Raw genomic sequence first — 21,305 nt, 5'->3', positions numbered from 1 at the left:
TCAAAGGTTTGTCACATTGGGTCTCCGGGCGTAGTGTGATCAACGATTGACACACCGGTGTGGCGAAGGAGCGGGCCGGTGCAGGAGACCACTTTCGAAGGAATGACATGGAGCACTCCGAAGTAGCATCCAGAGTCCTCGCGGCCGTCGGTGGCAAGGACAACATCCAGGCAGCGGCACACTGCGCCACCCGGCTGAGGCTCGTGCTGGTGGACCAGGGGCAGGTGGACCAGGCGGCCCTGGACAATGACCCCGACGTGAAGGGCACCTTCCTCGCCGGCGGCATGTACCAGATCATCATCGGCCCCGGTGACGTCGACGTCGTCTTCGAGCACCTGGTCAAGGACGGGGGCGTCGTCGAGGTCTCCAAGGATGACGCCAAGCAGGTGGCCGCCCAGCAGGACAACCCATTGGTGCGGCTCATCAAGACGATCGCGGACATCTTCGTCCCCATCCTGCCCGCCCTGATCGCCGGCGGCCTGATGATGGCCATCAACAATGTGCTCACCGCCGAGGGGCTGTTCGGTGAGAAGTCGGTGGTCGGCATGTTCCCGGCGGTGGCCGACTACGCCGCGATGATCAACATGATCTCCTCGGCCGCCTTCTCCTTCCTGCCCGTGCTGGTGGGCTACTCCGCGGCCAAGCGCTTCGGGGCCAATGTCTACCTGGGTGCGGCCATGGGCGCCGCCATGGTCAGCCCGGAGCTCACCAATGCGTGGAATGCCGTCGCGACGCAGCAGGCGGGCGAGCTGGAGTACTGGAATGTCTTCGGTCTGCAGGTGGCCCAGGTGGGCTACCAGGCGCAGGTGATCCCCGTGTTGGTGGTCACCTGGCTGCTCTCGGTGATCGAGAAGCGCTGCCACAAGATCTTCAAGGGCACCGCCGACTTCCTGCTCAGCCCGCTGATCACCATGCTGCTCACCGGCTTCCTCGCCTTCGTCATCGTCGGCCCCATCACCCGCATCGGCGCCGACGGCATCACCGATGGCCTGCAGTGGCTCTACACCCACGCCGGCGTCTTCGGTGGCATGGTCTTCGGCCTGCTCTACTCGCCGATCGTGGTCACCGGCCTGCACCAGTCCTTCCCGGCCGTCGAGCTGCCGCTGATCGCCGACGGCGTCGGCTCCTTCATCTTCCCGATCGCCTCCATGGCCAATGTCGCCCAGGGCGCAGCCTGCCTGGCCGTCTTCCTCAAGGCCCGCGACGCCAAGCTCAAGGGCATCTCCGGCGCCTCGGCCGCCTCGGCGCTGTTCGGCATCACCGAACCGGCCATCTTCGGCGTCAACCTGCGGCTGCGCTGGCCCTTCTTCATCGGCCTGGGCTGCGCGGGCATCGGCGGTGCGCTGATCGCCCTGTTCAAGGTGCGCGCCGTCGCGCTGGGTGCGGCCGGCCTGATCGGTTTCGTCTCCATCCGCACCAGCGACATCGTGCTCTACCTGACGGCCATGGCCATCACCTTCGCGCTGTCGCTGGCCGCCAACCTGGCCTACGCCACCACGCGCGGCAAGGCCTCGCTGGCGCTGGCCAAGGCCGACGTCACCACGGACCAGGAGGAGGCCGCGCTGGCCGCCCTCACCCAGGATGCGCCCGCCGCTTCCGGTGGGGCCACGGCAGCTACGGCCGCCGCCCCGGCCCTCGCGACGCCCGTCGCGCTGCCCGACTCGGCCGCCGAGGACCGTACCGTCACCACTCCCGTCGCCGGTCAGGCCATCGCCCTGGACCAGGTGGACGACGCCACCTTCGCCTCGGGCATGCTCGGCAAGGGAATGGCCATCGCCCTGGACCAGGTGGACGACGCCACCTTCGCCTCGGGCATGCTCGGCAAGGGAATGGCCATCGTGCCCAGCCAGGGGCCGGTCGTCTCGCCCGTCGACGGCACCGTGATGGTGGCCTTCCCCACGGCCCACGCCTACGCCCTGCGGGCCGCCAGCGGGGTCGAGGTGCTGATCCACATCGGCATGGACACCGTCCAGTTGCAGGGCCAGCACTTCACGCCCCGCGTGGTGAAGGGACAGCAGGTGCGTCGCGGTGACGTGCTGGCCGAGGTGGACTGGGCTGCCGTGGCCGCCGCGGGCTACGACCTGACCACCCCGGTGGTCATCAGCAACACCAAGAAGATGGCCTCGGTGGAGACCGTCGAGCCGGGCCAGGTGGCCGTGGGAGACCAGCTGGTCACCGCCGTCGCGAAGCCTCCGAAGCAGCCCACCGCCTGAGTCGCCCGTCCCGGTCAGAGTTGTGTTGCACCGTTGCCACACAACTCTGACCGGGACTCTCGTCCATGGCGGTTCAGGTGGTGCTGCCCTCCACCAGTTCCACCGGGAACTCGATGGCTTCGCGGGCCTCCTGGGGTGGAAGGTTCCCCTGTTCCCGCTGTTCGATCTGGCGCAGTAGCTCGTCGACGGCGGTGCGGCAGATCTGCTCGATCGGCTGCCGCAGCGTGGTCAGGCCGGGCAGGGCGCGGTGCACCGCCATGGTGCCGTCGAAGCCGATCACCTTGAGCTCATCGGGCACGCTGCGCCCGGTCCGTCGGGCCCAGTCCAGCACGCTGCCGGCCAGCAGGTCGTCGGTGGCGAAGACCGCATCGAAGCCTTCCCCGAGCTGGTTGAGCTGCGCCTCCATGGTCTGGGTGCGTTCGGGTTCCGGCAGGTGGAAGTCGACGGTCACGAGCAGCGGTTCGATGCCGCGGCGGCCCAGCACCTCGCGAAAACCCCGTTCCCGCAGGTTTCGGGAATGGGAGCGTGAGGTCACCAAGGCCGGGCGGGTCGAGCCGCGCTCCAGCAGCAGCTCGGCCGCCATCCGTCCGCCCTGCTCATTGCCGCTTCGCACGTTGGGGATGTGGGCGGCCAGTTCGCGGTCGATGGTGACCACCGGTTGCCGCAGGTTCGAGTAGGCCTCCACCGGGTCGTTGTGGGCGCCGGAGATGATCCCGTCCACGCGGTTGGAGACCAGCAGGTCGAGCAGTTCGCGTTCCCGATCTGCGCGCCCGAAGCTGTTGCACAACAGCACCTGGTAGCCGTGCTCGGCCAGTGCCTCGTCGACCTTCACCGCCACCTCGCCGAAGAAGGGCAGTGCGGTGCTGGGCAGCACCAGCCCGACGGTGTGGCTGCGGTGCCCCAGCAGTGAGCGTGCCAGCTGGTTGGGGCGGTAGTTCAGTTCCTCGATGGCGCGGGCGACGTTGTCGCGGGTCTTCTGGCTCAGGTAGCCACGGTTGTTGAGGACACGCGAGACGGTGGTCACCGAGACGCCGGCGCGCTCGGCGACCTCGGCCAGGCGTGGTTCTCGTTGCGGATTCATGATGCCCCCTTCCCGGAACATCCTGCCCCAGTCACCGGCATGAGTGCGTCAAGGCAGCAGCGGCGCGCTCGGGTGTGGCGTGGAACTTCCTTGTCCACAAGACTTCCTGCCGGGGAAGGGGAATTTTGCGCCATCCAGGGTGCGTTGTACGGTCTGAGGCGCACAATGCAGCTGCGCGTGTGCGCCTGTGATCCAAAGCGCACCGAGGACGGAAGGAACCGCCGTGGGCACCCAGCGTGACACCATGACCACCCGGCACGCCGCTGTTGGCATGCCGATGGACATGTGCCATCCGCTGTGCCGCTGCCCCGAGCGCTGCGCCTGTCACTGACCCGCTGGTCCTCGTCACCCTCGTCGACGCGTCGCGAGGGTTGATGCGCCGCGGTCTGCCCTGACTCCTCCGGCCCTGACTCCTCCGGCCCTGAGCCAATCGGCACTGAGTCAATCGGCACGGCCCCGCCCTCATCCGGGCACCACCTACCTCCCACGCCCCGATCATCGAGGCGTCGAGCCACGTCCCCAGCACCGTGCGGGGCGTTCGTCACCCCCTCCAGAAGGATCATCATGATCATCACCGGACTACTCCTTGGCGTCATCTTCGGCTTCGTGCTGCAGCGTGGCCGCTTCTGCGTCACCGGCGCCTTCCGCGACGTGTGGATCGCCCACAAGACGCGCTGGATGGTCGCCTTCCTCGTCACCATCGCCGTGCAGGCAGTCGGCGTCGCCGCGCTGCAGAGCGCCGGCATCATCACCCTCAGCTTCGACAACCTGCCGTGGCTGGCCGTCATCGTCGGATCCCTGATCTTCGGCGTCTCCATCGTCGCCGCGGGTGGTTGCGCCACCGGCACCTGGTACCGCGCCGGTGAGGGACTGGTCGGTTCCTGGATCGCGCTGGTCGGTTACGCCGCCGGTGCCGCCATGATCAAGTACGGCGCCCTCAAGCCCGTCAACGAGGCGGTGCGCAGCGTCACCGTCCCCGTCACCACGATCCACGACGCCCTGGGCATCTCCAGCTGGGTGCTGGTGGGCCTGCTGGTGGCGGGCACCGCCTACCTGGTGCGACGCGAACTGCAGCGTTCCACCACCCCTATGGCCACCCTGCCGCCCGAGAAGACCGGCCTGGCCCACGTCCTGTTCGAGAAGCGCTGGCACCCCTTCGTCACCGGCGCCATCATCGGCCTGATCGCCATTGCCGCCTACCCGCTGAGCTTCGCCTCCGGCCGCGAATCCGGCCTGGGCATCACCACCCCGTCGGCCAATCTCACCAGCTTCCTGGTGACCGGCAATGCCGAGCGCATCGACTGGGGCGTGCTGCTGGTGCTGGGCATCCTGGTGGGCTCCTTCATCGCCGCCAAGGCCTCGGGTGAGTTCAAGGTGCGCGTGCCTGACGCCACCATCGTGCTGCGTTCCGTCTTCGGCGGACTGGGCATGGGCGTCGGCGCTGCGTGGGCCGGCGGCTGCACCATCGGCAACTCGATGGTGGAGAGCTCGCAGTTCACCTTCCAGGGCTGGCTGGCCTTCGGCTTCACCCTGCTGGGCGTCGGCATCGGGGCCAAGCTCTTCCTGCCCGCCAAGCGCACCCCGTCCACCACGAGCCGCCCGAGCTCGGTGCCGGTGCCGGCCTGAGCCACCCGTCCCTGATCCGCGCAACAAGCGTGATCCGCACAACAAGAACCCTGAGCAAGAAACACAACCTGAGCAACCAACACAACCTGAGCAACCAACACAAGGAGAAATGACATGGCCAAGCATGTTCTGGAAACCGTCGGAGAGGTCTGCCCCTTCCCGCTGATCGAGGCCAAGAAGGCCATCGCCGAGCTGCCCGTCGGCGACGAGCTGGTGATCAACTTCGACTGCACCCAGGCCACCGAGTCCATCCCCGAATGGGCCGCCGAGTCCGGCTACCCGGTGACCGAGTTCAAGAAGGCCCCCGACTTCGGCTGGGTCATCACGGTGCAGAAGGCCCACTGACCTTCCCGCACACGCGACGGCGGCCGTTCCCAGATTTGCTGGGGGCGGCCGCCGTCGCATGCGTGCCAGGGGCACTCGGGCTCAGGACGGGCCCGTCCACCAGAGCCGCTCGGGTTCTCGTGATCCGCTCGTGTTGCAACCCACGCGGATCGCACGAACCCGAGCGGTGTGCGGGATCTCTGGGTCAGATCCCGGTGAAGGCGAAGCGGAAGACGAGCTCCTGCCCCGACGGAAGGCAGAACTCCGGGTGCGTCCGCGAGCCCCACGAGTCGTCGCCGCCCACGCCGCGCCGCATCAGCGCGGGCCGCAACACCGTCTTGGTGACGGGTGGCAGCTCGTGCGGATGGGCAGCGGCCTCGATCTCCTGCGGAGTCCACGGCAAGGCGCTGAAGTCCATCCCGTCCCCGACGCACTCGATGCGCAGGCCGTGGCCTGCGTCATCGGTGACCTCGGCCCAGCGCACACCGGTGTGGTTTCCGGACTCCTGCGGCTTCAGGTAGGGCGTCAATTGGTTGGCGACCTGGGCCTCCCAGCGGCCCAGCCGGGCGGATCCCCGTCGGTCGACGTAGCACTCGTGCGGGCCCTCCCCGTACCAGGCCAGCCGTCCGAACCGGGCCGGCAGCACCAGCTGCATCCCGAACTCCGGCATGTCCGCCAACCCCTCGCCGGGCGTCGCGGTGCAGGTCACCTCGACACGTCCGGAGCCGTCCACTTCGTAGACCACCGTGCAGTGGCTGACGGGGGCGGTGGGCAGGGTGTAGCGGTAGCTGACGCGCACCGTGTTCTCCAGCTGCTCCACCTGCGGGTCCCGATCGCCTTCGGCAAGGTGTGCGTACAGGCTTGCCAGCAGCCACTGCCCGTCGAGGGCGCCCATGTTCCAGCCGCGCTCGTTGGAGGTGGGGGCATGCCAGAAGTTGGGCTTGGGCACCTGCTGCAGCAGCTCACGGCCGTCGCGACGGTAGGAGACCAGCCCGCCGTGGATTCGGGAGAAGAGCAGTTCGAAGCCCGGTCCGTTGACGCCGTAGTTGTGAATGCCGCGGACGAGTTCCGGTGCCGGAGCTGGCGTCGGCGCGGGCACCTCACCCACCGTGAAGACGCCCTGCTCGCTGGCCACCTCGTGCCCGGCCTGCGCCCAGCTGGTCTTCTCGCGGAGTCGGAAGCTGACGTCGACGCTGTACTCGCCCGGCTCGGTGGGCAGGGCGAAGGGCAGCTCGACGCGACCCCGTTCACCGGCCGCGACGTCGGTGGACACCGTTTCCTGGTGGATCTCCATGCCCTCGCGGCCCAGGGTGACCACGCAGTCGTAGGCCGACGAAGGCGTGGTCAGATGCCGGTTGTGCACCTCGAAGCCGGTCTGGTCCACGGCCAGTGCCAGCGGTTGGTAGAGGTACTTGGCCTCGGCCAGTTTCGGGGTGGGGGTGTGGTCGGCGAAGAGCAGGCCGTTGCCGCAGAAGTCCCCGTCGTGCGGGCGTTCCCCGCAGTCACCGCCATAGGCCCACCACCGGGTGCCGTCGTCGGCGGTCTGGGCGATCGCCTGGTCCGCGAAGTCCCAGATGAAGCCGCCCTGGAAGAGCTCGTCGCGGTGGGCCAACTCGACGTACTTCTCCACAGCACCGAAGGAGTTGCCCATCGCATGCGCGTACTCGCACAGGATGAAGGGCTTGTCGCGGTGTGCCTTGAGGTGCTCCTCGACGGTGGCGGCGGGGGTGTACATCTGGCTGGTGACGTCAGTGGTCTGGGGCAAGCGCGGGTCCCAGTGGACGCCTTCGTAGTGCACGGGTCGGCTGTCGAGGGCGCGGAAGCGGTTGGCGACCGCCAGCAGGTTTGAGCCGCCGAAGGACTCGTTGCCACAGGACCACATCACGATGCTGGGGTGGTTCTTGTCGCGCTGCAGCATGTTGTCGGCGCGGTCGATCAGTACCGGAAGCCACGTCGGGTCGTCGCCGGGCACGGCCCGTTCCACGGTGCGGTCGCCGTGGATGATCTCGTCCCACAGGCCGTGGGTCTCCAGGTTCATCTCGTCGATCACCATCAAGCCATAGCGGTCGCACAGCTCGTAGAACCACGAGTTGTTGGGGTAGTGGCTGGTGCGTACGGCATTGACATTGTTCTGCTTGAGCAGCACCAGGTCGGCTTCGGTCTCCTCGCGGCTCACCACGCGGCCATTGGGGCCGAACTCGTGCCGGTTGACACCATTGAAGACCACGCGCTTGCCGTTCAGCTTGAAGACGCCGTCCTCGAGGGCGAAGCGTCGGATGCCCACCTCCTGGCGGATCACCTCGGTCAGCTCACCGGCTCCGTCCAGTACCTCGATCACCAGCGGGTACAGGTACGGGTCCTCGGGGCTCCACAGGCGTGGGTCGTCCAGCTCCACGGTCAGGTCTCCGTCGACCTCCCGGAGCGGGCGGCCATCCAGCTGGGCGTTGATCCTCCCCCTCACCGCTCAGCGAGGTCGTCAGTCGGACCGTGGCATGCATCAGGTCTGGGGACAGTTCGACACCCACCCGTAGGTCCTCCACGTGGGCGCGCGGGCGGCGTCGCAGCTCGACGTCACGGAAGAGCCCGCTGAATCGGTAGAAGTCCTGGTCTTCCAGCCACGAACCGCTGGTCCACGTGAAGACCTGGGCCACGAGCAGGTTCTCACCGTCGGCCACGACACCGGTCAGGTCGAATTCCGAGGGGGTGAAGGAGTCGGCCGCATAACCGATCCACTGGCCATTGCACCACAGCGCGACGGCCGATTCGGCCCCGTGGAAGACCACCGACAACCGCTCACCCTCGGCCAGCGGCTTCTCCAATGTGAAGCGACGCCGGTAGGTGGCCACCGGGTTGTGACGGGTGGGGATCTGCCCGGGCGCGATCTGTTCGTGCCCATCCCAGGGGTACTGGTGGTTCACGTACTGCGGTTGACCGTAGCCCTGCAGTTGGATGTGTGCGGGCACGGTGATGTCATTCCAGCCCTGGTCATCCAGTTGCGGCTGTTCGAAGTCAACCGGCAGTAGGGAATGGTTGGCGGCATGGTGGAACTTCCATGTGCCGTTCAGCCGGTGCTCGAAGCTGCTGGTTCCCGTGGCCAGCTCGGCATGACTGGCGAACCAACGGTGGTCCGAATGGGCGGGCAGACGCTTGTCCGCGAAGTACTTGGGGTCCGCCAAACGTGTGGGGTTGAGGTTCATGGCACGTCTCCTGTGTGGTTCTGGCGGGCCGATGACAGAGGTCATTCCCGCGGTGTCATGTAGGCCCTGATCGCCATGGCGGCTGATCCGCGGGCCCATTCGTCAAAGCCCAAGGACTCGATTCCGAGGCGATCGTGGGGCAGGCGTGCGTAGCGTGCGATGCCTTCGTGCAGGGCCCGCTCGTGGTTCTCCAGAAGTACCGCCCCTTCTCCCGAGATGAGGACCCGTTCGGGGGCCGTGAAGAGGCAGACCTGCCCCACCAACTGGCCGATGGCCCGCGCCACGTCGTCCAGGATCACCTGGATGCGTGGCTCATGGGCCAACTCAGGCAGGTCGCAGACGCTGAGGTCACGACCCAGCGCGTGCGAGGCCCGCTGTTCGATGGTCTCGGTGACGGCCACGTCGCGCAGCCGTCGCCCGTCGTCCAGGGTGACGTCGCCCACACGCCCTGCGGCACCGCCGAGCCCGGTCACCAGCTCGTCCCCGCAGACCAGGCCCACGCCGACGCCGGCTCCCAGAGTGGCAACTGCGAAGTCGGTGACGCCGCGCCCGAAGCCGAACCAGTGCTCGGCAAGGGTGAAGGCGTGCACGTCATTGGCGACGACGGTGTCCAGCCCGGTGGTCTGCTCGAGGATCTCGCCGAAGGGGGTCGACGGCCAGCCCAGGAAGGAGACGCGGTTGATGGTGCCGTCGCTGCCGACATTCGCGCCCAGGCTGACGCCCAGACCCGCCGGGTGCCAGTCCTGCTGCCAGCCCTGGGCCAGTTCGGCGAGGGCATCCGCGGCCTCCTGCGGGGTGGGGAAGGGGCGTTGCACGACCGCGCTGTCCACCACCGATCCCTTCAGGTCGGTGACCACGGCATAGAGGGCGTCCGCGACGAACTTGGCGCCGATGACGTGCGTGCTGGCCGCATTCACCTCCAGCGGGACCGACGGGCGGCCACTGACCTGCTGGGCGACCGGCTCGCACTCCACCAGCAGTCCACGCGAGACCAAGGGCTTGGTGAGCCGCGTCAGGCTGGGGGCGGAGAGCCCCAGCAACTGACGCAGCTCAGCCCTCGACACGGGGCCGTGGCGCAGCACCGCCAGGGCCACGCGCTGCGTGGTGGAGTCGAGCCCTGCGAAGTCGTTCACCCGGCAGACCCTACTTCGCCGTGATCTCGAACAACTTGTTCAGCTGGTCGTTCAGGTCGGTCAGGTCGGAGGCCTTGCGAGACCCGATGTACTGCGCATCGAATTCCGGCACGGTCAGTGCGGTGAGGTCGGCGGCATTCTGCACCACGGGCTGCAGCTGCGTGGTGCCGTCGGCGATGTGCTGGGTGAACGGTGTCACGTCCAGCCCTGCCTTGCGACGCACCTCGATCGACTTCTTCGTGCCGCTCGCGCGAGCGGGGAAGACCACCCCCGCCTCGCCGATCATGTTCTGGCACTCCTCGCCGGCCATGTAGGCAACCCACTTGGCGGCACCTTCCGGGTTGTCGCTGAAGCGGGTGACCGAGTCGGCCAGTCCATTGAGCGGGGTGGATCGCTTGCCATTGGGGCCGACGGGGGTCGGTGCCAGGGCCAGGTCCACGTTCTCCAGGCTCTTGAAGCTGGAGATCATCCACGACCCATTCATCGCCAGGGCTGCGCGCCCGGCGGCGAACTGGGCCTGGCTACCGGAGTTCTTCCCGAAGGTCGAGTACTTGGGCATGTAGCCCTTCTCGGCCAGGCCGTAATACCACGCGACGGTCTTCTGGTAGGTCGGGTCGTCGAAGCGGAAGTGGGTTCCCCAGGGGTTCTTGTCGGTGGGCTCCCAGTCATGGGTGCCGGCATAGGGGGCCCACTGGGTCTGGCCGAAGTTGCCGCCGCCGGAGCCGTCGCTGGCCAGGCCGAAGATCTTCACCCGGTTCTTGTCGAAACCGGGTTCGTCGCCACGCCGTCCCTTCTCGTCGACGGTGAGGTGGGCGATCACCTTCTCGAAACTGCCCCCGTCCTCGGGATTCCAGGTCATGCTGGCCAGCTGTTCGTCGGTGATTCCCGCCTTGCGGGTCAGGTTGCGGTCGTAGAAGTACGCGATGGTGTCCCAGTCCTTGGGGGCGCCGTAGCGCTTGCCGTCCTGGCCGATCCACAGATCGCCCAGACCGGCCTGGTAGTCCTTCGACTCGATGCCCTTGGTGGGTTCGAGCTCGTCGAGTGGCAGCAGCACCCCCAGATCGACGAACTGTGCGTACTTGCCCAGGTGGTTGGTGAACACATCGGGTGCCTGGTCGGCGATGAAGCCGGCGGTCAGCTTGCTCCAGTAGTCGTCCCAGCCCAGCTGGGTGATCTTCACCTTCAGCTCGGGATTCTGCTTCTGGAAGGCGTCGGCGCATTTCTGGTAACCGGGTTGCTGGGCGGAGTCCCAGAGCCAGTAGTCGATCACATTCGACGAACTGCTGCCCTGGTCGTCCTGCGGTTTGCTGCACGCCGACAGGGAAAGGCCCATTGCAGTGGCGGCCGCGAGCACGGCCGTGGCGATTCGGGTGGAGAGTGGCTTGGTCATCGTGGCAACCTCACTTGATTCCGCTGAAGCCGATGGAGTTGACGATGCGCTTGGCGAAGACCGTGAACAGCAGCAGCATCGGGAGGGCGGCCACCAGGGTGGCGGCCATCAACCCGGCCCAGTCGGGGCCGGTCTGGGGAGTCTGGGAACGGAAGATGCCCAGACCGACGGTGAGCACGCGCGAACGATCGGTGTAGCTGACCATCAACGGCCAGAAGTAGTCATTCCAGGCGGCGATGTAGGTCAGGATGGACAGCGTCGCGATCGGGGCCGCGCTCATGGGCAGGATGAGCGTGAAGAAGTTGCGGATCTTGCTGGAACCATCCAGCAGGGCCGCCTCCTCCAGCTCGGTGGGGATGTTCATGAAGAACTGACGCAGGAAGAAGACCGCGAAGGGCGTCATGAACAGCCCGGGCAGGGCGATGCCCAGCAGGGTGTCGATCAGCCCCAGCTGCTTGATGAGCACGAAGTTGGGCAGGAAGGTGAAGATGGTCGGCACCATGAGCCCCGCCAGGAAGAGGCCGTAGAAGAAGTTGCGGCCCTTCCACTGCAGACGGCTGAAGGCGTAGGCGGCCATGGCGGAGAACATCACCTGGCAGACGGTGACGAGCGTCGCGACGATCACCGAGTTCCTGAGGTAGCTCCAGAACCTGATGTCCTGCCCGGAGCCACCGGCCGCGATCGCGGCCTCCCCGGTCTGGGTGCCGAAGACGCGACGGAAGCCGTCGAGGCTCGCGTCCGGCGGGGTGAGCTGCGTCGGGTTGGCGATCAGCGACGGGTTGGTGCTCAGGGCGGTGCGCAGGATCCAGTAGAAGGGGAAGAGCGAGACCAGGATGATGACGCCCATCGCCAGCCAGGCCAGGGCGCGCCCGGCGCTGAGGCGACGAGGCTTGGCCTCGGCCAGGTGCTCGAGGTCGGCGGGCATCGTGTCGTCGACGGGTGCAGTGACTGTGGACATGACGCGACTCCTCTCAGTTCAGGTCGGTCTCGCCGGCGCGGGTGAGCCGGTACTGGATGACGGTGATGACCAGCAGGATCACCAACAGCGCGACTGACAGCGCCGAGGCATAGCCGAACTGGAAGCGGCCGAAGGCCATGTCGTAGATGTAGAGCTGCAGGACTCGCGACGAGTTCACCGGGCCGCCATTGGTGGTGACCGCGACGGTGTCGAAGACCTGGAAGGAACCGATCACGGTCATGATCAGCACCAGGGCCAGGATCGGGCGCAGCAGCGGCAGGGTGATGCGCCAGAACATCTGGGGTTCGGTGGCCCCGTCCACGCGGGCGGCCTCGTAGTTGCTCGGCGGGATGGTCTGCAGTCCGGCGAAGATCAGCAGGGCCGTGTAGCCCATGTGGCGCCACACGTTGATCAGGGCGATGGTGGGGATCACCCACTTCTCGTCGGTGAGGAAGGGGATGCGATCGGCCCCCACCCAGCTCAGGAATTCGTTGAAGATGCCCAGCTGGCCGTCGAGGATCCACAGGAAGACCATGGCGGCGACGACATTGGAGACCAGGTAGGGCGTGAGCACGATGCCACGCACGAAGGTGGACTTGGTGAGCCGATCCATCAGCACTGCGATGAGCAGGGCGACGATGGTCTGCACTCCGATGTTGATGACCACGTACTGCAAGGTGACGCTGGCGGCATTCCAGAAGATCGGATCCTGGATCATGCGCTCGTAGTTGTCGAGTCCGACGAACTCGGGCGGGGTGAGCAGATTGAACTTGGTGAAGCTGAGGTAGATGCCTCGCAGGGTGGGCCACAGCAGGAAGACCGCGAAACCGATCAGCGCTGGCGTGATGAAGGCCAGTGCCAGGGGCGTGTCGTCCCGGTGCGGGGACCCTTTCTTCGTGGGCTGGGGGACGGGCTGTGCCGTTTCCATCCGTCGACTCCTTCGTCAACACGGGGCCGTCGGCTGTGACGGCGTAATTGATTTTGCCGCGAAAATAACTGCAGGTCAAGAAGCTTGCCTGAGTTCGTGCGGGGGCGGTTTTGGGTCCACCCCCGCAGCGGGCTCAGAGACGTTCGGCGGTGATGATGCGCGTGCGCTCCGGGAGGATTGCCGGCGCGCGCAGGCCCACGGTGGCCAGCTGCCGCCCCGTGAGCTCCAGGGGCGTGGGCTCCTCCCGGTCGCCCACGGTCAGGCCGAGATGCTCGACGCGGTAGCGCGCGTCGGGCTCGAGGCCGGGCAGCTGGATGTTGCCGATGTTCCAGGTGCCCGGCATCTCCAGCAGCGTGAAGGCGAAGACGGCACGCTCCGGGGTGGTGACCCCGTGCAGGAAGGCGCTCGGCTGCTGGGGCAGGTCGACGCGCACCAGCTGGCCACCATTGAGCAGGGCCCGGTTCTGCTTGTACCAGGCGATCCAGGCCCTGAGCTGGCCGATCTCCTCGTCGCTGGCCTTCGCCAAGTCCCATTCGACTCCCAGGTGGCCGAAGACGGCCGTCGCGGCGCGGTAGGAGATGTCGTGGTGGCGACCCGTGGTGTGCGAGGCGCCCGAGGCGATGTGGGAGCCGAGCATCTCGGGGGGCAGCAACTGGGTGGTCCAGCGCATCATCTGCTGGCGGTCGGTGGGGTCGATGTTGTCGCTCACCCAGACGCGGTCGCAGTGCTGCATGACCTCCAGGTCGATGCGGGCACCGCCCGAGCTGCACGACTCGATCTCGAGGCCGGGATGTGCGGCCTTCAGCTCGTCCACGAGGCGGTAGAAGGCCTCGGTCTGCGCGTGCACACCGGGGCGGCCACCGGGATGGGTGCCCGGATCGAGCAGGTCTCGGTTGTGGTCCCACTTGATGTAGCTGATCCGGTACTCGTCGAGCATCGCCATCATCTGGTCTCGGACGTGGGCATAGGCCTCTGGGATGCCGATGTTGAGCACCCATTGGTGGCGAGCGGTCAGCGGCATCCGTCCGGGCACCTGGAAGACCCACTCGGGGTGCTCGCGCGCCAGGTCGGAATCGGGATTGACCATCTCGGGCTCGAACCACAGGCCGAACTGCATGCCCAGCCCGGTGACCTCGTCGACCAGCGGGTGCAGGCCGTCGGGCCATACGTCGGGGCTCACCACCCAGTCGCCCAGGCCGGAATGGTCGTCGCGGCGGGAGCCGAACCAGCCGTCGTCGAGCACGAAGCGCTCGATGCCGACGTCGTGGGCCAGGTGGGCCAGGTTGCGCAGTCGGTCGGCATCGTGGTCGAAGTAGACGGCCTCCCAGACATTGAGGGTGACGGGTCGCTGGGCATCCACCGGGTGGGTGGCGCGCAGGAAGTCGTGGTGGGCGTGGGCGATCTGGTCCAGGCCGGTGCCGTGGGCGAGCACGATCCACGGGCTGGTGTAGGCCTCGCCATGGTCGAGGACCATCTCACCGGGCAGCAGCAGCTCGCCGCCGCCGATCACCTGGTCACCGGTGAGGGTCTTCTCGGCGTAGTGGACGTGGTTGCCGCTCCACGCCGTGTGGATGCTCCACACCTCTCCGGTGGCAAAGTCGAATCCCGCTTCTCCCAAGTGGAGCACGTGTGCGGAGTCGGCGCCGGTGCGGCCGTGACGCCCCTCACGCCAGTGGGTGCCCACCGGCAGGGTGGTGCGCTGGGGGACGCGTTCCTTGCCCCAGCGTCCGGCGAAGTCGAGCACCTCGGTGGCGCGGGTGGGCACCGGCAGGGCCAGGAGCAGTTGCTCCAGCTGGTAGCCGTCCTCACCGATGTTGGTCAGCGTTGCCCGGGTGCGCACCAGGCCCTGGTCGGTCAGCTCGATGACCATTTCGAGCTCCAGCCCGCACTCGGGGGCGCTGGCGCGCCAGGTGGAGGTGCCCGAGCTGCCGGTGTGCAGGTCGCTCACCAGGTTGCCGTCCACCTCGACGCTGGTCAGCTGGAAGCGGGGTGCCCAGTCGCGGCCCTGGCGTGATCCGCTGAGCCCCGGGTGGCCGTGCCATCCGGTCCACTGCTCGGGCAGGACGCTGAGGCGGTAGCCCTCATCGGGCAGTCCGTTGTGGATGCGGCCGTGTTGCTGGGCGGTGATGAGCTGGTCGATGTCGTCGGCGGACAGGGGGCCGATCGGTGCACCCCAGTGCACGACGGCAGGCAACTGCCCGTCGCTGGACTCGAGCACCAGGCTGGTCTGGTTGGCCTGGAGCGCTACGCGCAGACGTTGGGTGGGTGCAGGCATGGCGTCCTCCATTGGATGCTGGTGCAGATGGCGACAACTTAATGTCGAAACAAAACTAATATGCTCTAGTCTAGGCACACGGCCACCGATGCCCGCAAGGCCCCAAGCCAGCCCGGCCAAGGGGTAGGTGGTTCAATCGTGACTACACGCGTGCAGACTGCACCAGAGCCGGAACACATCCAGTTGTGCCTCGGCCACACAGACCGGAGACCAGATGTTGGACCTTGACACCGCCTGGAGCGCCGACGAGGGGATCGCCCGCGCCACCGAACTGTTCACCGCCACCTACGGCCAGGCGCCCGACGGTGTGTGGGCCTCGCCGGGCCGCGTGAACGTCATCGGTGAACACATCGACTACAACGGTGGATACTGCCTGCCGATCGCCCTGCCGCATCGCACCTATGTGGCGGCGCGGCGTCGCGACGACCGGCAGGTGCGGATGGTCACCGACTTCCAGGCCGACCAGCCGTGGAACGGAAGTCTTGATGACCTCGCACCCGGTGGCCTCTACGGCTGGGCCGCCTACGCAGGCGGTCCGGTGTGGGCGCTGCGCCAGGACGGCGTCGAGGTTCCAGGGCTCGACCTGGCCATCGCCTCGTGCGTGCCGGTGGGGGCGGGCCTGTCGTCGTCGGCAGCCATCGAATGTGCCGTGGGGTTGGCCGCGGCCGAGCTCGCGGACCGGCCGCTGGGGGATAACCCCGAGGATCGGGCCCAGCTGGCCGCGCTGTGCGTGCGCGCCGAGAACGAGGTGGCCGGCGCCCCCACCGGGGGGCTCGACCAGGCCGCATCGCTGCGCACCCAGGACGGCCACGCACTGCTGCTGGACTGCGCCGCGAACACCGTCGAGCACATCGGCTTCGACATGTCCGCCCACGGCCTGTGCCTGCTGGTGGCCGACAGCCGCGCCAGCCACGCGCTGGGCGACGGCCAGTACGGGGCCCGTCGCGCCCACTGTGAACAGGCCGCCGAACTGCTGGGTGTGAAGAGCCTTCGCGAGACCGCCGATGCCACGGATCCGTCCCAGCTGGACGAGGTGCTCGCCACGCTGCCAGAAGACGTGCTGCGGCGTCGTGTGCGTCACGTGCTCACCGAGACTTGGCGCGTGCAGGACTTCGTCGCAGCGCTGCGCGCGGAACGTTTCGAGGAGGCCGGCGAACTGCTGAGCGCCTCGCACGCCTCGCTGCGCGACGACTACGAGGTCAGCGTGAAGGAGACCGACGTGCTGGTGGACGCAGCTCTGGCCGCCGGGGCGCTGGGCTCTCGGATCACCGGCGGAGGCTTCGGCGGCAGCGTGATCGCGCTGGTGCGCGCCGACCAGGCCGACCAGATCGGCCAGGCGATGGCGGCCGCCGCCCAGCAGCACGGCACCCCCGAACCGCAGCTCCACCTTGCGACCGCGGCCGCACCGGGCCAGCGGATGGCCTGACCCGCCCCACCGACAGGAGACGACGATGAGCACGACAGGACTGCAGCAGGCAGTGGCCAAGATGGAGGCGGCGGGCGTTATGCCGGCCGCGATCCGCACCTTCCAGGACCAGTACGCGCGGCTGGAGCAGGGTGCCGCCGGCTTCATTGCGGAGGAGACCATCGAACCGATGGCCGAGCCGGTGAAGCTGGCCGACCTGGAGGTGGATCCCGAGCAGGCCCGCGAGGCCCTCGACCGCACCGTCGTGGTCAAGCTCAACGGCGGGCTGGGCACCTCGATGGGCCTGGACAAGGCCAAGAACCTGCTGGAGGTGCGCGACGGCAAGACCTTCCTGGACATCATCGTCCAGCAGGTGCTGGCGGCCCGCGCCAAGCACGGTGTGCGGCTGCCGCTGCTGTTCATGAACTCCTTCCGCACCCACGACGACACCCTCGAGTCGCTGGCCGAGTACCCCGAGCTGGCCGTCGACGGTCTGCCCTTGGCCTTCGTGCAGAACCAGGAACCGAAGCTGCGCGTCGACGACCTGACGCCGGTGGAGTGGCCCGAGGACCCGTCGCTGGAGTGGTGCCCGCCGGGCCACGGCGACGTCTACACGGCCCTCTACGGCAGCGGCATCCTGGAGCAGTTGCTGCAGGCCGGGTTCGAACGCATGATGGTGACCAATGGTGACAACCTCGGCGCCAGCCCCGACGCGACGATGGCGGGCTGGTTTGCCGCCTCGGGCGCACCCTACGCCGCCGAACTGTGCCGCCGCACCGTCAATGACCGCAAGGGTGGACACCTGGCGGCCCGTCGCAGCGACGGGCAGTTGATCCTGCGGGACACCGCGCAGACCCTGCCCGAACAGATGCACTTCTTCACCGACACCGATCACCACCCCTACTTCCACACCAACAACCTGTGGGTAGACCTTCGGGTGCTGCACCGGGAGATGGCGCAGCGCGACGGGGTGCTGGGCCTGCCGCTGATCCGCAACGAGAAGAATGTGGACCCCACCAGGCCGGACTCGCCGAAGGTCTACCAGATGGAGAGCGCCATGGGCGCGGCCATCGAGGTCTTCGAGGGAGCGACCGCGATCTGCGTCGGGCGGGAGCGCTTCCTGCCGGTGAAGACCACCAACGAGCTGTTGCTGCTTCGCAGCGACCTCTACGAGCTGGACGAGGACGGGCTGCTGCAGGCCCGGGCCGAGACGCCCCGGGTGGAGTTGGACGGCCACTACAAGCTGGTGCAGGACTTCTCCCGGCTGGTGCCGCATCCGCTGGGGCTGCGCCAGGCGACCTCGCTGCGTGTCAACGGTGAGGTGAGCTTCGGTCGCGACGTCCAGGTGGTCGGCGACGTGCAGGTCAGCGCCGCCGAGCCGCGGATGATCGAGGATGGCACCGTCCTGGCGTGAGGGCGTCAGCCCTTGTCGTGCCACGCGACGTGCTCAACCCTCCAACACGCCCAACCCCACCAGCCACTTCCTGGTCTCTACGTCCGACTCCCACAGGTGGGTGGTCCAGCCGCGCTCCCGGGCTGCGGCGACGTTCTCGGGACGATCATCGACGAAGGCCAGCTCCTCCCCGGCAACTCCCAGGGCATCCTCGACGTGACGGTAGATCTCGTCGTCAGGCTTGACCATGCCCAACGCGCCGGAGACGAACCAGCCGCGGACCAGCTCGCTCCACTCGGACTCGGCGATCGCCCGGTTGAAGCAGGCGGCGGCATTGCTCAGCACCCAGACTTCGCGTCCTTGATCGGCCAGGTCGACGAGCAGTCGGAAGGCGTCCGGGCGAAGTGTGGTCCACAGGCGTGAGTCGTGCCTGGCCAGCTGGTCGGCGATCGCGGCGGTGATGGTGACACCGGCTCCCTCTGCGACCGCGCCCCAGTACGCCAGATCGTCATCGCCGCGGTCCCACGCATCACGCTCCGACCAGTAGCGGCGCGTGATCTCGTGCGGGGCGACGCCAAGGGCCTTGGCGGCGTCGCGCACCTGCGTCGTCTCCGAGACCAGCACCCCGCCCAGATCCACGATGATCTTCTGCATGCCGAGAGCCTAGGTAGTCAGCGCATGAGGATCAATGGCGGGTCCGGGCGCGGGGCTCACCCCATGTGGCGGGGCGTCGCCTCGATCTGCTCGCTCCAGGCCGGAGGCGTGTAGGCGCAGGTGGGGTCGCTGGCAAGGTAGTCCCCGGTGGTGGCGTAGGCCGTGGAGCGGGAGCCGCCGCACAGCTTGTTGAACTCGCACACGCCGCACTTGCCCTTGAACTCGTCGGGCCGGCGCAGCGCCTGGAAGACCGGCGAGTCCTGGTAGATCTCGTGGAAGGGCAGCTGCTTCACATTGCCGCAGTGCACTGGCAGGAAGCCATTGGGGTAGACATCGCCCAGGTGGTCGATGAAGGCGAAGCCGGAGCCGGAGTTGACGGCCATCGGGGCGCGCGGGCGGCGGGGCTTCTCGGCGTGGTCGCCCAACAGGCGGGTGGTCTCCGCCGTGAGGTATTCGTAGAGCTCCCCGCGGTGCGCCACCTGGTCGGGGATCGGGACGCCGTGCTCGCGGGCCTGCTCACGCTGGATGGCGATGCGACGGTACTGGGGGGCCTCGGTGGTCTTGATGGCGATCCGGTCGCTGATGTCGTGCAGCCAGTTGAGGACGTCTTCGCGCTCGTCGGGGCTGAGCGCCTGCAGGTCGGCGCCGCGGCCGGTGGGGACGAGCATGAAGGTGTACCACATGAAGGCGCCCATCTCGAGGACGGTCTTCAGCATCAGCGGGGCCTCGCGGATGGTCTTCTTGGTGAAGACGGAGTTCACCTGGAGCCGGAAGCCCTCGGCCAGCATCCACTGGGCCGCCTGCAGCGAGGCGTCGAAGGTGCCGGGGAAGCCGCGGAAGGAGTCGTGGGTCTCGGCGGTGGCGCCGTCCAGGCTCAGCGAGATGGCCTTGCCGCCGGCCTCGCGCATCTCGTGGAGGCGTTCGGGGGTCACCAGCGGGGTGATCGACGGGGACAGCGAGATCGACAGGCCCTGCTCCGTGCCGTAGCGGCACAGTTCGGCGAGGTCGTCGCGCTCGAAGGCGTCGCCGCCGGTGAAGACGACGATGGGGCGGGGCGCCGGGTAGGCGGCTAGGTCGTCCAACAGGGCCTTGCCCTGCTCGGTGGTGAGCTGGTCGGGGTGGGCGCGGTGCTGGGCGTCGGCGCGGCAGTGCTTGCACACCAGCTGGCAGGCGCGGGTGGTCTCCCAGATGACGATGAAGGGCTTGGTGTTGATGTCGTGGCGGATGGTTCGCACGACGGGGGCGTGGTGGCGTCGGGTGCCCTGGTCGTCGCCGTGCGGGTCCTGCCCGATCTGGTCCGTGTGGTCTGCGGTGGTGGTCACAGTTCGTTCGTGTCCTTCATTGCGGAGAGGATGTCGCGGGCGGCGCGCTGGCCGGAGGCGACGGTGGAGCCGATGCCCAAGCCGTCGACGCTGCAGCCTGCAATCGTGATTCCGCCCAAGGTGGCCAGGGCCGCTCGGGCGCGGGCCACCCTGGCCTTGTGGCCGGGGCGGAGCTGGGGCATGGAGTGGGGCCAGCGGTGCACGGCGCGCACCTGGGGAGCCGCCGTGAGCCCGATCAGTTCACCGAGCTCGGCGGCGACGCGGCTGGTGAGCTGGTCGTCGCTGAGGTCATCGGCCAGGCTGTTGCCGTCGCGGCCGACGGAGGCGCGCAGCAGGTGGTGGCGGCTGGTCAGGGTGGGCCACTTGCGGGTCAGATTCGTGGCGGCCTTGAAGGTGCGCGCCCGGTTGCTGGGCAGCAGGATGCCGTTGGCATCGCGCAGTGTCGGATTGTTGGCGACGTCATCGCGTTCCCATCCCAGCAGCACGGTGGCGACGGATGCCGTGGGGACACCTTCGTAGAGTTCCACCGCCTCCGGGCAGCTTCCGCGCAGTAGCGCGGCACTGGCCGCCGAGGGCGTGGTGACCAGGACGTGGTCAGCGGTGACGGTCTCGCCGTCGGCCAGGTGAACCTGCCACTGGGAACCGACGTGGGTGAGCCCTGTGGCCGGGCAGCCGGTCCGGATGGTGGCCTTGGTCTGGGTGGCCAGTGCACGGGTGAAGGTGGACAGTCCCTCCGGCCAGGAGGCGAACATCGGCAGGACACTCCCGGAGGGGGCCGGGGCCGCGCCCTTGGCGGGTTTGAGCGTCTTCAGCAGCATCGACTGCCCTTCGGCGGCCGTGGCGGTGAGCTGGGCGGCGGTGGACTGCAGGGAGAGGTGGCGGATGTCGCCACCGTGCAGGTTTCCGAGCAGTGGATCGACGAAGGTGTCGGTCACCTCGCGGCCGAAGCGGCGGGCGGTGAACTCGCCAACCCCCATGTCATCCGGGAATCGACGGCGTGCCATCAGGGGCTCCAGACCTGCGCGGATCAGGCCGAGCGGGCTCAGGATGCCGGACTTCAGCACGGGAAGGATCTTGGTGGGGCCCGTCGGTCCCACGCCGGCGGGCAGTGGGCGCAGGCCCTTGCGCGTGGCCAGCACGGAGCTGCCGGGTGCGGCACCGATGACGTCGGCATCCAGTCCCAGTTCGCGGACCAGAGCAGCGACGTGGGGAGCCCCCAGGTGGATGGCCTCGGCCCCGACATCGACGTGGGCACCGTCCACCTCGATGGTGTTCAGCTGCCCACCGACCCGGTCAGAGGCCTCGAGGCAGATGACCTCGAGCGACTCGTCCTTGGCCAGTTCCCGTGCGGCCACCAACCCGGTGACCCCGGCTCCGACGACCACGACGCGACGTGCAGCCACCAT

The 21,305-nt window shown here is 68.0% G+C and carries 16 protein-coding genes; 5 read left to right on the top strand and 11 right to left on the bottom strand.

The features are described from left to right. Positions 1–107: 107 nt before the first annotated feature. Positions 108–2,213, top strand: a complete 2,106-nt coding sequence (locus tag ACTQ49_RS06475; protein WP_441827026.1) for a sucrose-specific PTS transporter subunit IIBC — start codon at positions 108–110, stop codon at positions 2,211–2,213. A gap of 73 nt (positions 2,214–2,286) precedes the next feature. On the opposite strand, the gene ACTQ49_RS06470 is transcribed toward ACTQ49_RS06475, so the two are convergent. After that, positions 2,287–3,294, bottom strand: coding sequence for a LacI family DNA-binding transcriptional regulator (locus ACTQ49_RS06470; protein WP_420176666.1), 1,008 nt, complete (start codon positions 3,292–3,294; stop codon positions 2,287–2,289). Between the two features lie 564 nt (positions 3,295–3,858). On the opposite strand from ACTQ49_RS06470, the gene ACTQ49_RS06465 reads away from it, so the two are divergent. Next, complete coding sequence (locus ACTQ49_RS06465; protein ID WP_441827025.1) at positions 3,859–4,920, top strand: YeeE/YedE family protein; 1,062 nt, start codon at positions 3,859–3,861, stop codon at positions 4,918–4,920. A gap of 114 nt (positions 4,921–5,034) precedes the next feature. After that, a complete protein-coding gene (locus tag ACTQ49_RS06460; RefSeq protein WP_420176668.1) occupies positions 5,035–5,265 on the top strand; it encodes a sulfurtransferase TusA family protein in 231 nt (76 codons plus the stop codon). Between the two features lie 184 nt (positions 5,266–5,449). On the opposite strand, the gene ACTQ49_RS06455 is transcribed toward ACTQ49_RS06460, so the two are convergent. From ACTQ49_RS06455 to ACTQ49_RS06425, 7 genes are all read right to left on the bottom strand, one after another. Next, a complete protein-coding gene (locus ACTQ49_RS06455; RefSeq protein WP_441827024.1) occupies positions 5,450–7,639 on the bottom strand; it encodes a glycoside hydrolase family 2 TIM barrel-domain containing protein in 2,190 nt (729 codons plus the stop codon). Then, a complete protein-coding gene (locus ACTQ49_RS06450) occupies positions 7,554–8,441 on the bottom strand; it encodes a sugar-binding domain-containing protein (RefSeq protein WP_441827023.1) in 888 nt (295 codons plus the stop codon). The genes ACTQ49_RS06455 and ACTQ49_RS06450 overlap by 86 nt, the downstream gene beginning before the upstream one ends. 41 nt (positions 8,442–8,482) lie before the next feature. Continuing rightward, a complete protein-coding gene (locus ACTQ49_RS06445; RefSeq protein ID WP_441827022.1) occupies positions 8,483–9,574 on the bottom strand; it encodes an ROK family transcriptional regulator in 1,092 nt (363 codons plus the stop codon). Positions 9,575–9,584: 10 nt separating this feature from the next. Continuing rightward, complete coding sequence (locus tag ACTQ49_RS06440) at positions 9,585–10,964, bottom strand: ABC transporter substrate-binding protein (RefSeq protein WP_441827021.1); 1,380 nt, start codon at positions 10,962–10,964, stop codon at positions 9,585–9,587. Positions 10,965–10,974: 10 nt separating this feature from the next. Then, positions 10,975–11,922, bottom strand: coding sequence for a carbohydrate ABC transporter permease (locus ACTQ49_RS06435; protein WP_441827020.1), 948 nt, complete (start codon positions 11,920–11,922; stop codon positions 10,975–10,977). 13 nt (positions 11,923–11,935) lie between these two features. After that, positions 11,936–12,850 carry a carbohydrate ABC transporter permease gene (locus tag ACTQ49_RS06430; RefSeq protein ID WP_441827019.1) on the bottom strand — a complete coding sequence of 305 codons (915 nt, stop codon included), beginning with the start codon at positions 12,848–12,850 and terminating at the stop codon, positions 11,936–11,938. A 133-nt stretch (positions 12,851–12,983) separates the two neighbouring features. Continuing rightward, a complete protein-coding gene (locus ACTQ49_RS06425) occupies positions 12,984–15,125 on the bottom strand; it encodes an alpha-galactosidase (RefSeq protein WP_441827018.1) in 2,142 nt (713 codons plus the stop codon). A gap of 214 nt (positions 15,126–15,339) precedes the next feature. Between ACTQ49_RS06425 and galK the strand changes: the two genes are divergently transcribed. Continuing rightward, positions 15,340–16,551, top strand: a complete 1,212-nt coding sequence (galK, locus tag ACTQ49_RS06420) for a galactokinase (protein ID WP_441827017.1) — start codon at positions 15,340–15,342, stop codon at positions 16,549–16,551. 25 nt (positions 16,552–16,576) lie between these two features. Then, entirely contained in the window at positions 16,577–17,944 is a 1,368-nt protein-coding gene (locus tag ACTQ49_RS06415; protein WP_441827016.1) for a UTP--glucose-1-phosphate uridylyltransferase, read from the top strand. 33 nt (positions 17,945–17,977) lie between these two features. Here the strand turns inward: ACTQ49_RS06415 and ACTQ49_RS06410 are convergent, their stop codons facing one another. Genes ACTQ49_RS06410 through hemG form a run of 3 tightly spaced genes read right to left on the bottom strand, consistent with a single transcriptional unit; the run spans position 17,978 to position 21,305 of the window. Further along, entirely contained in the window at positions 17,978–18,577 is a 600-nt protein-coding gene (locus ACTQ49_RS06410) for an HAD-IA family hydrolase (RefSeq protein ID WP_441827015.1), read from the bottom strand. A 56-nt stretch (positions 18,578–18,633) separates the two neighbouring features. Next, the gene (locus ACTQ49_RS06405) at positions 18,634–19,899 is read right to left on the bottom strand and encodes a TIGR04053 family radical SAM/SPASM domain-containing protein (RefSeq protein WP_441827014.1); all 1,266 of its coding nucleotides are present in this window, start codon (positions 19,897–19,899) and stop codon (positions 18,634–18,636) included. Continuing rightward, entirely contained in the window at positions 19,896–21,305 is a 1,410-nt protein-coding gene (hemG, locus tag ACTQ49_RS06400; RefSeq protein WP_441827013.1) for a protoporphyrinogen oxidase, read from the bottom strand. The genes ACTQ49_RS06405 and hemG overlap by 4 nt, the downstream gene beginning before the upstream one ends.

The sequence above is a fragment of the Luteococcus sp. Sow4_B9 genome, assembly GCF_052116585.1.
Classification (GTDB): Bacteria; Actinomycetota; Actinomycetes; order Propionibacteriales; family Propionibacteriaceae; genus Luteococcus.
This window is presented reverse-complemented; position numbering and strand designations above follow the sequence as displayed.